At 64.4% G+C, this 13129-nt stretch carries 3 protein-coding genes; all 3 read right to left on the reverse strand.

Annotated features, from left to right (window positions below; genetic code table 11):
- Positions 1 to 4 precede the first annotated feature (4 nt).
- The 3 genes from SB753_RS22520 to SB753_RS22530 all read right to left on the reverse strand — a co-directional run bounded on the left by SB753_RS22520 (position 5) and on the right by SB753_RS22530 (position 13128).
- Positions 5 to 7249, reverse strand: coding sequence for a hypothetical protein (locus tag SB753_RS22520; RefSeq protein WP_410801900.1), 7245 nt, complete (start codon positions 7247 to 7249; stop codon positions 5 to 7).
- Positions 7250 to 8320: 1071 nt separating this feature from the next.
- Positions 8321 to 12115, reverse strand: coding sequence for an AAA family ATPase (locus SB753_RS22525; protein WP_410801902.1), 3795 nt, complete (start codon positions 12113 to 12115; stop codon positions 8321 to 8323).
- On the reverse strand, positions 12115 to 13128 hold the full coding sequence (locus SB753_RS22530; protein ID WP_410801904.1) for a hypothetical protein: 1014 nt from the start codon (positions 13126 to 13128) through the stop codon (positions 12115 to 12117). The genes SB753_RS22525 and SB753_RS22530 overlap by 1 nt, the downstream gene beginning before the upstream one ends.
- Position 13129 lies beyond the last annotated feature (1 nt).

Genomic DNA, 13129 nt, shown 5'->3' on the forward strand with positions numbered 1-13129 from the left:
GCGGTCACGCGTACGAATTAGAGTAGGAAGTGTCCTGAGCCTGTTCCTTCTTCTGGCCGAGGAACGTGTATTCGACGTGCTCGTTTGCCGATACCGAATAGAACATGCTGATCTTCACCTTCATGGTCAGCATCCCGGACGCGATCATCCGATCGCCGTCATAGGTGACCTGCAGCAGCAGCGAGATGCCCACGGTGATCAGGCCCAGGACATCGACACAGCCGCGCACCAGCAGAAACACCGACACCGCTGTGGTCGACCCGCCGGGGCCGGTCGTCCACGTCAGCGCGACCGAGCAGCCAACCTGCACCCACACGCCGCCCGACACCACGCCAAAGGTGAAGCCCATCCCGACACCCGCCACGATGCCCGCCTCGAACGTGAATGCGAGAACGGGCGATGGGCGCGCCATCGGCAGGAAAGACAGCCGCGAGGTGAGAAAGCCGCCGCCGTTGAGAACCCAGATGTTGAACGTGAACGGCGCGAGCTTCGCGCCGATGCCGAGCTCTGTGAGGATTTCGAACTCGGGCAGTGCCGCTACGCCGAACAACACGTGCAGGGACAAGTCGGAAATGCCGAACACGCCGGTCTGTAACGGCGGCAACACCATGTCCAGACGCGCCGCCACGCCGCTGGGCACGCCGCCGGACATATACGGCACGATCTCGAAGTCACCCTCCTGCCCGCTCGTTTCGACGAGATTGGTCAGAAATTCGAGCGTCTCGGCGAGTTCCACGCGGTTAGGCTGAATGTTGAAATCGATCTTGCCCGACTCGTCGAAGAACAGCCCCGTCTGCCGGAACGTGACCAGCGTCTGACCGGCGCAGACGAGTCGCCAGTCGCCCGCGAGCTTGCCGTGCATCGACTTCTGCGTGCCTTGGCGCCCTTCTGCGAGCCGCGCCGACGCCGTGAAGCGCGCATCGTCGATCATGATCTGCACCGGCCCGAAATCGAGCAGCGGCGCGGGATCGGAAAAGGGCACGTCGATGTCCGCCTCGATCCACGCGGTCAGCTCCGCGCGGTCGAAGCCGTGGCGCACCTTGACTGCTTCGCTATCCGACAGATCAGGAAACGGCAGATTCTTAAAGAGGCCGTCGAGCTTGATGCCCGAGAAGTCGGGAAAGAGCTTCGACACATCGAGGTCTTTCAGCGCATCGGGCACCAGCTGATCGCCGATACCCGATGCTGGCAGGCGAATGCCCAGCGACTTCAGCGCCTGATCCGTTGCTCCTGCCGCCGCGCCGAGCGCCGCCGCCGTATCAGCAACACGGTTGACCAGCGCGATCGCCGGCGTCATATCGACGATCTTGTTCGCCTCCTGAAACACGTAGGCGACTTCCGGGCGGTTGAAGCTGAGCTGATCCGTCTTTGGCGGATCGCCGAGCGCGCGGAACAGCCGCAGCGTGTCCGATCCCTGGCTGTAGATGCGCGTAATCTCGCCCGCGGCTTCCTGCGGATCGCAGCCGATTGCATCGCGGACGGCGTCCTGCACGGAACCTGCGAACCGGCTGATGCGGTCGTTGACTGTCTGCGAGATGGCCGTGACCTGTTCATCGACGGCGCGCTGAAGATTTGCGAGTTGCTCCGCACCGCCGTCGACCACCGCGCCGATGGCATTGCCGATGGTCTCCTTGAGCCTCTTCTGGTAGTTCACGATATCGGCGATGTCTTTGATCGCCTGCTTGCCGTCGCTGACCGACTTCGACACGAAGCCTTCGATCGTCTCGCAACTGACCGTGAGCCTCTCGATCACCGCCTTGATGGGCTCGTGGATCGCCGCCTTGAAGCGGTCTTCGGCGCCGCCGATCGCGGCCGCGAGTTTCGCCCATTCCGTGTGGGCCATCGTCCTCGCGTCGCCCGCTGTCTTGTGCGCACCCCTGATCGCCGAGACCAGCGCATCGCCGGCTGCGAGCTGGATGGTGTTGGCATAGTTGGCGAGATCCGTCAGTTTGCCGTTCAGCGCGTCGTATAGCGCCTGGATGTAGCTGGCCGCGTCGGACCGGAAATCGCTGAACGGTTTCGTGACGCTGTCGAGCAAGCTCTGCGACTGGCTGGTCGCAAGATCGAGCCGCGCGATCATCTGCCCCGCCATCTGGTCGAATTCCGCCCGGAAGGCGCCGACGCGCTGGCTCAGGTCAGCCGAAATCGCACCGGTGGCCGCCTTCACGGCCCCGTTCAGCGCGACGAGCCTCGACAACGCGCCGTCGATGACCACCACCAGCCGCACAGCGTCGGGCGGGAAGCCGGAGCGCGAGGCCATCGCATCCAGCGCGGCTATCGTCTCGTTGGCTTCGTCCGCCCGCTGTTGAAACGCGTGTTGCAGGTCGCTCAGCGGCGCCGCCGCCGCGTCGGGCAGCGCGACCACATGTTGCCGGATGGTGGCCACGGCGTTGCGCATGGCGTCCCCGATATCGTCCGCAAGCCGGTTTCGGGCCGAATCGATGCCGTTCAGATCGGCCTGGACCTGAGCGAGCACGGATAGAGCGGCGGCGTGTGCCCGATCGATGGCGGTCTTCGGTCCGCCGACGGCGCGCCTGAGCGCATCCTGCACCGCTTTGCCGATTTCGTCCGGCTTCTGCTCGGCCGCGCGGTCCAGCGCGACGACGACGGCTTGCAGCGGATCGACCAGCTGCTTGTAGAACTGACTGACGGCGTCATCGACCGTCTTCAGCGCGCGATCCCGCTGCATGTCGAACTGCGTAGTCAGGCGCTTTTCGATGGCCGCGCACGGCGCTGCCGCGTCGAGCGCCGCCACGCCGTCGAGGATGTGCGTGGCGTCGTCCAACGCCTTCGGCACGCCGCCCGCCCCGAAAATGCGGTCGAGTTCGGCGTTGACGTGGTTCGTCGCATCTGACCTCCACGCGGCGACCGTCGCGGGATCGGGATTCGGGGGGAGCGCGGTCAGCGCATTGAACGCAGTGCGCATGGACCCGACGACGCGATCGAACTGCACGCGCGCATCGACGGTCACCTGCGCCAGGCCGCTGCCCAGCTGCCGGCCGGCGCGCGCCTGCGAATCGCCCGAGCCGGACGCCGGCACGGGCGCCGCGCGGCCGATCGTCACATTGCTCAGCAGCGCGACCGGCCCCTTGTCCTGCCGGCCATGGGTGACGGAAACCAGCTCGTTCGATGGCGTCAAACCGATCGTCAGCCTGTCGTATCCGGCCACGCATGCGCGCTCGGCGGGCAAATCGGTGTCGTTGAGATCGCCCGACGTGCACGTGGAGTTGGCGCTGCACGGAATCGGCAGGTCGACGAAATCGACTTCGCGAACCGCATGCCACGTGTCGGTGTCGTCGCCAGTCTCGCCCGGCGTGACCGAGCTGTAGAAAAAGAGCTTCTCGGGTTCGGCGATCTCGAGCGCTTTCTCCGCCTTGTTCTCGCCCATGACGATCAGCCGAATCTGCGGCTTCGGGTAGATGAACGTCGGATCGTCGGGATCGTCGGGCCGGTCGGGTAAGTGGTCGAACGCCTTGTTCCACAGCGGAACCTCCCAGCCTTCCGCGCGCACATCGCCGCCCCATCTGCTGTCGACGCGGATCTTGCGGCTGATGAACTCCACGCCCGTCAGACAGCCTGCCGCCTCGATCGCGTTGCCCTTTTCCGGATATCGGCGCACGGGTTCCAGCAGCTCGACGTATTCCTCGACCTTGCGCAGCACGGGCCGGCCGCGCAGTTGATCCTGCTGGCGGCCGATCGGACCGGTGTTATAGAACTGCGCCGCAGGCACGACGGACCGCTCGAAGACGATAACGTGCTTGGCGCGGTTCCACAGCGCACCGATCCGCCCGATCCGCTCAAGCGCGTAACGATGCACGCGCCCCATCGCGGTTTCGGTTTCGATCGCGCTGCGATTCAGGTCCCACAGTCCGCGCTGATGCGCCCAGCCACCGAGCGCCGACAGGTGGACGCCCTGCACGCGGCCGCCGCCCGCATCGGTCTTGGCGTAGACGCTGCGCAGAATGTTCGCGCTTTCGAAGGCCCACGGCACGCCGCCAGGAAAACTCTCGTTGTCGTCGGTCAATGCGCTGAAGGTCGAGGCCAGCCCGGCGTCGAGATCCGGCGGCACGCCTCCCGGAATCGGCCAGCGGAATGGCGTGAGCGGTCCGGAGCTGGCCTTGGTGCGCAGGCGGAAGCTCACATCCTTTTCGATGGTGAGATCATCGAGCGCGTTGTCCTTCCACAGCCGGTCGACTGCGAGACGACGGCGCTCGGCGCGCAGGAGCGCGTTGAAGTCCCGCGCATAGGTCTTCACGTTCGGACTGTCGTTGGCGAGACCGTCGGCGGGTGCGCCGATCGCCGCGCCGATTTCCGCCAGCCGCAAACCCGGCGCCGATGGCCGGATGCGCGTGACGATGCCGTACATCAGCTCCAGTCGCATGTCGCGCAGACCGACGCCCGGCGCGCGCTGGCCCGCGTAACCCATGAGCCGCCGAAGATTCCATCCGGGCTCGGCGTAGCGCACGTCGAAATACGAAGGATCGACATCGAGCCGCGTGGCCGAGCCAATGCGCGCCGCGGCCGGCACGCCTTCCGCGATATCGGGCGGTCCGCCGCCGCTCGCATCGTTTCGATTCTTTTCCATCGCTTCGCCGATGACCTGCGGCGGCAGGAGCAGGCTGATGGTATCGGCGTCGTTGACGACCCGCCACGACAATCCGTTCTCGCCGGCCGCGTTCCAGACTGCCACCTCGTACGCCTCGCTCGTCTGCGCCGCCGAAAGATCCGGGCTTCGGACGAGCGCGACGCGAAACGGCGCAGGATCGATCACCAGCAGTGCCGCGTCGGAAGCCGTGTCGGGCGGCGCCGGGCTGTCGGCATCGTGCTTACTGATGGTCTTGAGCGACAACTGCAGCGTCTGATTGCGATGCCGCGTGACCGTCTCGGCCGCGTGCAAGGTCCAGTTGACGCGTTCCGGCGCGAGCGGCGCATCGAGCGGAAACAGCAGCGGCGCGTCCGGGTCCGCGCCTAGATCCGGCAGGGCATCGCGTACGCGCTCGTCGGTGGTGATGCGCGCGTCGTCAGGTAAGTCGTCTTGTCCCGCGGGCCGCACCCGGCTCACCTGTAGTTTCAGGAGCGCGTCGATGCCCGAGCTGACTTCGCCGCTCGACAGATAGAGATAACGCAGCACGCCCAACTGGTCGATGTTCGTCGTCGGATCGTTGGCGCTTGCGACGCCGAATGGCGCGAAGCCGATCTCCAGCGCGCCGATTCGCGTCCAGCGCATCGCCTTGTCGCTCGCCGACAACTGCACCCCGACGATGATTCCCGACACCGCCTGATCCGGCTCGCGTTCGCTGATCGCCGGCTGAAAGCACGGCCAGTCCGTGCAGCCCGATGGCTTCTTTTGAACCGCATCGGCGAATCGCGGGGCACTGAGCAGCGCGTCGTAACCGAGCGTGACGGCGCTCGTCAGCGTGAGCCGCGGGAACGCCGCTTTCGCCGCGAAAGACAGCAGCGCTTCACGTGTGGACGATGTCTTGCCGTCGGGCGGTGGGGCGAGATGGCTGCGCCACATATCGGCGATGAAGCGCGGCTCCAGCACACGAAACTTCGCGTCGATCGTCGTCCCGGCGATGTGCCTGTCGTACGGCGCGCGGTCGATCAGATTGCCGACGAAGTGCCACAGAAACGTCGCGCCCTTGTTCGCGTCCGCGAGGATCGGCAGCATTGAGATGGGCGTGGCGTCGCGCGCCTGGCGCAGGCCGGCGTAAAGCGCCTCAACCCGATCGCGTATGATCTTCAGAACCGCTGCGGTGATCGATTTCTGGCCATCGTCCTTGGGGCGCGCCGTCAGAATCCAGCGGATGCCGGACGCGGGCGACAAACGCCAGTTGATTGCGTCGACCGGCTGTTCCTGCGCAAACAGCAGCCACACATTGTTCGGCCACGCGGCGTTGTCGGGCAGAAAATCGAGCGCAAATCCCCGTCCGATGGAATACGCGGCCTCGAAGCGCAGCGCGAGGCTGACCGTTCGGCTGCCGACGCGCCGCCGCCTGACGAAGCGAAAACCCAGTTCGCGTGACATGTGATCGAGCTGCATCACATAACCGAGCCTGTCGAGCAAGGGCGAGAAGACCGGACTTGCGACGCTCGTGTCATGCTGCCTGAGCCATGCGTCCAATGATCCGGCAGGCAGGTAGTCCCGCGCGCGTGCGTTCGGACGGCTGAGTCGCCCGAGCCATCCCCGGATGGTCTTCGACCATTGCCGCGACGATTTCGGCGAGGACGCATCCCACGTGGTCGTCGTAAAGCCGACTCGCATGCTTTCGAACCACGGCCCGTAGCTGTCGGCGTAGCCGTCGTCCGCGCTGCCTGCGTCGGTGGGCGCGGCGAACATGGACGCTGTCGTGTCGGATCTGACCGCATAGAAGCGGAACATACCGCGCGTCTCGGCATTCCTCTTCGCGTGTCCGTTCAGCGGCAGCCGCACCTGCGCCAAAACCGCAAACGCGCGAATCTTGCCTCGGGCGGTGGTCGGATCGCCGGCCATCTGTCCGTCGGTTGCCACCTGCATCGGATCGGTGACTACGATCAGCCGTGAGCCAAACGGCGCCTGAGGGATGGGATCGGTGACGGGATCGCCGGGCGGCGCATTCACGGACGAATCGACGTAGCGGCACGTGTCCAGCATCAACAGCGGTCCATCCGAAGCCGGCTGATCGCGTTGCATCTGCTGAGCAGCCGGACCGGTATCGTCGGGCTGATCCGGTTGATCCGGTTGACTGTCTGCATCGTAGAAAGCAATCCTGACGATATCGCGAAACGGAACCGCAAAGTTCGTCAGCGATACGGCCGGCTCCGTCGTCGTCCCCGGAACCTTGACCATCTTCGACAGCGATTCCCGCAAAGCCGCCGACAGGTCGTTGGGCGCGTAGAAGTCGTCGCGCTCCTCTTTGGTCATGACCAGAAGCGCGCCTGGGCCGAACTGATCGTAGCAATTCACCGTCAGCAGCGGATCGAGCTTGTCGAGATCATCCAGCGGATGCGGCACATCCAGACCACGCTGCCGTCTGGCGAGTAAAGCCTCCAGCTCGGCCAGCGGAAACACTCGATAACGCCACTCGGTGACCGTAGGCGTCCCCGGATACGTTACCTCTCCGACGACGATCGCCTGAGGGATACTGTTCGATCCCGATACGGGTGATCCCGTGCCGCTCCTGACGGCGATCAACGCGATCCTAAACGTGCGCGGATCCGCGCCGGATCCTCCCGGATTGCTGCTGGCCATCTGGTTCGAATTCGTCATTGCAGGCTCCGACGATTCATCATCGACCGGCTCGCCCTTCGACCGGCACTCGATACCCCGGATCGAACGAGAAGTCAGGACGAAACAATTCCCGACCGACGACGGTCGCGCGAGCAACCGGTCGCCAGTCTGCGGTTTGAGTGACTACTGCCGGAGAATGATCGATGCGTTCGAACGCCCGATGAGAGACGTCCCATTCCCGGGCCGATGCTGCTTATGGCGCAAACATATCGGTCGCCGATTATCAAGTAAGGATTGCATACAAAGGACGGCGCGCGCCGGCCATATGGCCGAGCACGATTCAACCCATCCCGTGGATCAGGCCAGACGTGACACGCGAGGACTGCGGATTCCAAAGACCCCGTGATAGGAATCCGAAATAAATCTAGTCGCTAGCACGGATTTGCACAAGCCAGTTTTTTTAGCGCGGCGCGGGTCCGTCAGCGGGGCGTTTTGACGATGCGGGTTTTATGGCGCAGGGTCGAGGCGGGTGCAGGTCGGCGTGGAGATATCGTCGACCGAGACTATCTCTCCCTCGGCGCCCGAGTCGCACGCCGTCCATTCCACTGATTGCTGGCGCGCGCCATGAGTCCCATCAGCAGGAACGGGCGTGAAGTAGTACATGCCGGTGCTGGTCTGCAGTTTCCCGTTGTGACACGAATAGACAAGCGCTCTGACTGACCGAAAGAACCTCGATGTTGGCGTCACATTCCGGATTGAGATCTGCCATCGTCTTCTCCTTGTTTCGAGTTCAGGTCTGCTAGTTTAGGAGATGCGATAGCCACTCCTAAGTGCCAATGTTCGGTAGCCCACATGGAACGTTCGCTGCCCGGCATCGACCGATCGCTTCTTCCACCCGGGCCGTTCGAACAACTGAAGCCGGAATCACGTGTTGGCCATCGGTCATCGTTCACTTGATCTTTCCGTCCTTGCGTCTGAGTCCGGCTTGGCGGGAAGGTCGCCGATCTGCGTTCGTCTGACGTACTACCCTGTTCGCTAGCCTCGGTTTCCGTTGAGTGGTTTCAGCTTGGTCGCGCCAATCGCATGACGAGACCAGGTCGATGTCGTTGGCTACAGTTCGACAGGATTGCCGATGCTCGACTGGAGCCACGAAGAGAACTCTCGCGCCGTCTGCGAATCCAGTGAACGCGTGCTGAACAAATACTGTGTCGCGCTCGTAAGCTCCGTTGCGCTCGCGGGAGCGTGCGGCACGAACGGCTCGATCTGGCTTTCTCGTTTAGCCCATTCCGTGAGGACGTGCTCGAGGCCGCGAGCTGTGTGCTCATCGAGCGATCCCACACCCACGATGCGAACGACACGCTGGAGGACATTGGGATCGTCGGCGCCGACTTGCGCCGCCACGCGTCGTGCGAGTTCCGGCGCGCGTGCGATGATCTCGTCGGGCAGGCGACTGAATACGCGTACCGCGTTCTCGCTGAAGCGCGTCTTCGACTTGCTCTCTCCCAAGGCGGACTCCAAGCTTGCTACGTCAGAGTGAAGCAGAATCAAGTCATCGCCGAGTTGCTCGCCCAACTCTCCGAGCTCGGAAAGAGCCCGCAACACGCCTGCAAAATCCTGCCGCAAGCGACGCACTTGCGCGAGCTCTTGCAGCGCGCTCTGAATTTCGCTGGGGTCCGCACTCGCACGAGCGGCCGTGACCGCTTGTTCGGCGGCTGCTTCCGCTGCCGCAAGGTCGCCATTCGGCAATGAGCGCCGCGCGATACTCTCGATCAGGTGGAGGCGGCTCGTCGGTAGACGCTCCGAACGCCGCGCCAGCAGCACGAGTGCGGCGGCGGGATCGCCGAGGCGCAGCAAATCGGAGGCGCGAGTCTCCGCGTACACTTCCCATTCTTCCGGCGAAGCTTTGGCAACAACGGCCTCGTCACTCACGCCGCCGACTCGGTTGGCGAGATACGCTCGCGCAGGTCCGTCAAGCTCCTCGACCGCGCTGCGTAGATACACGTCGATACCCGTGGTCCAGCGGGCATCGATCTCCATCGGATCCTGATCGAGCCACAGGCGGTGATAGATCTCCTCTGCTCGATTGTCCGCGCCCGCACGCTTCGAAAAATACTCGATGGCGGATTCGTGGATTTGCCGGCGGGTTTCCGCGCTCCGCCCGTCCTTGCGGAAGCTTTCGAGCACGGTGCGCCGCAACTCCGATATCAGCACGAGTCGCGTCGCGTCACTCCCTCGGCGGACGAGTGCGACTTCCCGCGCCAGCTCGTCAAAGAGAGCGCGCGCCTCGCCAGCGGTTTCGATCTCGATTCCGCAGGGTCGCGCCAGCACCTGTTGAATGAGTTCCCACGTGAGATAGCGCAGCACCAAGCCCGGAATGGCGAGCTTCTTGATGGGACCGTCATGCAGATGCCCGGCGATGCGCTCGTACAATTGCCCCTGCACGATCGCATCCCCGACTCGGCGCCAAAGCTCCTCTTCCCCAAGTCGATCGAGCGCGTCGTTGCTCTCGTGCGTGAGGACCTCGGCCGCCAAACGCAGCGAGAGCGGATTGCCGCCCACGACCTGAACCATGCGCGCCACGAGGTCCGGTTTCGCCGCAAGGCGCGGCGGAAGATTGTTCGTCAACAGGGCTTCGGCTGCCTGCTGAGGCAGGGGGGCGAGCGCGAGCGGTGTGAGCGCGAGGCTCGCATCAGTTGCGACTCGGCCCGACAACACCGGCCGTAAGGCGGGCACGCGATAGCGCAGGTCGGTCACGAGCTTGGCGAGCGGTGCGATCGCATCCGGCGTCGCGTACTGCACTTCTTCGAGCGTGTCGAGCACCAGTAAGAAAGGCGCCGGCATGACTGCGTGGCTCGCGACGAGGAGCTCGGCGACATCCGCGAGGAGATCGTGAAAGTCGGTTCGCACCGCCAAAGCCGACAATGCGCCCTTGCGCGATTTCGTTACTACGTTCGTCCGCTGCGGTCGCGCTGCGCGCTGTCGAGTCGTGCACGTCGCGACGAAGCGGGTTGCTCTGTCGCTCAGTGCAGGAACCTGCGACGCTAGCTGTCGTGCAATCGCTGCCAAGAGGCCGACCGGATCGCGCGCGTCGAGCTCTGGACGATCGAAATCGAGATACACAAAAGGCCGCCACGCATCGACCCGCGTCGTGTCGCGCTCGGAGTGGGCGAGAATGAAGTGCGCGAGCAATGCGGATTTGCCCATGCCGCCCGGGGCATGCAGCATGACGGGGGGCGGTGGCGTGCCCTGAACGAAATCGGGTCCGTCCACATAGGTGGCGAGCCGCGCGAGCTCAGTGTCCCGTCCGGCGAAAAATCCCTCAGTCAGGTGTCGGAAGGGGGCAATCAACGTCGCGCGCTCGAGGCTGGCGAGCAGATCCTCGCGCGACGGCAGCGGCGCGCCGGTGCGTGCGAGCCAGTTCGACGCTTGAAACATCGCGCGCAGACGATCGGGATTTTGAAAATCGGCTCGCGCCGGCGGCGTACCCGCGATCAGCGCGCCGAGCGCGGCATCGAGTAGGTCGTGCGGCCTTTCGGCGTTGCGTTCGCGCGCGGCTTTGAGCTGACCTCGTGCGGCCAATCGTTCGAGAGCCCGCACGCGGACGTGCTCGGACAACATCCAGCGTGTGCCGCCGTCAGGGCTTCGCACGGGTGAGCTCTCGAGCAAGACCGCCATGAGGGCTTCTCGCTCGGGCGATCCTGCCGGCACGAGCGTCGTGGGATCGAAAGATGCGCTCACCGCTGCCGCTTCGGCCCATGACCAGCGGTCGGTATCCGAGGGCTCCGCATCTTCATCGCTCCACACATCGTCCGCGGGATCGCCAGCGTCGTCCGCCGGTCGATAGCGGCGCACGATGTCATCGAGTGCGATCGGTTTAGTCGTGACGCCTGGGGATGTGCTGGGTGAGCGCGCGGCGGTCGCCGTCGCATAGACACCGCCCGAGGCATTCCAAGCCAAGCCGCGCGCCGCCAGCTGGTCCCCGATCTCCATCACGCTGAGACCGTGGTTGAGCGACTTTCCGTCGGTGCCGACATGTACACCGAGCAGCCGCCAGCGCGCATCGAAGCAGGGCGCGCCCATTGCGCCCGGTTGCGTCGCGGTTCGGTAGTAGAGGCCTGCGCCATCGTCCCGAACCAATCCGTGAGTATCGACCGATACGACGAGCCGTGGCCCTTGGGCGAAGTACACGATCACCACGGCACCGTCGGGCGCTTCCGGAGGCAAAGGGGCGATCCAGCCCCGCGCGCGTGCGGCCGTGCCGGTGGCGCTCTCCGCCGCATATTCGCGACCCGCTTGTCCATCCAGACGCACGATGACGATCTGGTTGTCGAGCACATAGGGCTCGGACGCGAGCACGGCATATCTCTTTTCCAGAGCACCCGGCTCGAAGCATGCGGCGAAGCTCTTGCGCGTGAGCGCTTCGAGGAACACAGCTCCCCGGTCGGGGGTAAAGACGGCTGCGTGAGTCATCACCTGATCCGGACCGACGAGAAACGCCGTACCGATTCCGAACCCGTCCTCGTCTTGAATCAGGCAGACCTGTTTATCGATCTCACCCAGCCTGAACTGCCACGATCGGGCGTCCAGCGAGGTCAAGGCGGGGCGAACGGCCTCGACCAAATCCACCGTCTTCTCGATAAGTCCAGTCCTCTCGTTAAGGCGACGGAGGGCGTCGCTGTTTGAATTGGCTTCGTAGGCCGCCTTGAGCAGATCGCCAAGTCGTCCCACGGACGCGGCCCACCGCACGAGCTCATACACGCGCGTCTGATACGCACGTGCAGCGCTGCGCAGCTCGTACGGGACCTGCAACGGATCCATCACGCGCCGCTCGAGTGCTTCCGGCACGAAGCCCTCGACGAGCGCCGTCACAAGCGCTTGCTGCTGTTCTGTGGAGAGCGCGATCATCAGGGCGCGGCCAGCTCTTGCAACATGCCGCGCAGAAACTTGAAGCGCTCTTTCAGCGTGCGCGGTATCGCGTGAAATTCATCAATCCGGTCTTTGACGACTTGTTCCGTCACGTCCCACTTGCGCGCGCTCGCGACCTGCATGACGACGGAGACCATGTCGGTCGTCGTGAAGGGCTGCGCATCGTCACGGAGCGTCACGTCGTCGAGATCCACGGGAAGCGCGGCGCGGAAGCGCATCGCGACCACGCGCAAATACGGGCGCAACTCCTCATCCGCATAGGTCGCCAGGCGGATGATGAGGCTCTCCGTGCCATCCGGTAGCGGCGTGTCCGAAAACTCGTCGAACAACAAGAGGCGCGGGGATTTCCGTTCTTCGATCGCACGCGCAACCGTATCTGCAAGCTTCTCGGCCCAGCGCTCCGCGGATTCCTGGCCCTGCGACGGCAGCGGGCGTTCGGCGCCTAGACGCCAAAGAATGTCCGCGGCGAGCTCGTCGGGTTTGGGCAGGGCGGTCATCTTGAACTTGTTGACGATGTAGCCCCGAGTCGGCGCGACGTGGTTGATGAGATAGTACGAAAACGTTTTGCCCGTCTGTTCCTTGCCATCGATGAGCAGGACAGACGAGCCCGCCGGACTCATGAGATCGAGCAACTGGTTGCGCAGCGCTCGTCGGTTGACGAACGGTCGGTCGGCCTCGAGGAGCACTTCGTCGAAGGGGTTCGCGACGGTGCGCGGCGTGGCCGCCCGGTCGATCTCGGCCAGCACGCGGGCGAATTCGAGGCGGGGGGCAAATGCGTCGACGAGGCTCTGTACCAGGTCCCGCAGCCAACTATTGATTTCGGCGTAGTTCACGATGGCAAGAAACGACGCGCGATACGGCCTTTCAATGGGCACCACCCGCGCCCACGTTCCGTTCCGCACACCATCGACGTGCGTGCGGCAATCCTGCCAGCTGGGAATGGCATGTACGGTCGTGTCGACGAGCAATTCGCGGAAGGGCTGACTCAGCATC

This window comes from Paraburkholderia sp. SIMBA_053, assembly GCF_046534895.1.
GTDB lineage: Bacteria > Pseudomonadota > Gammaproteobacteria > Burkholderiales > Burkholderiaceae > Paraburkholderia > Paraburkholderia caledonica.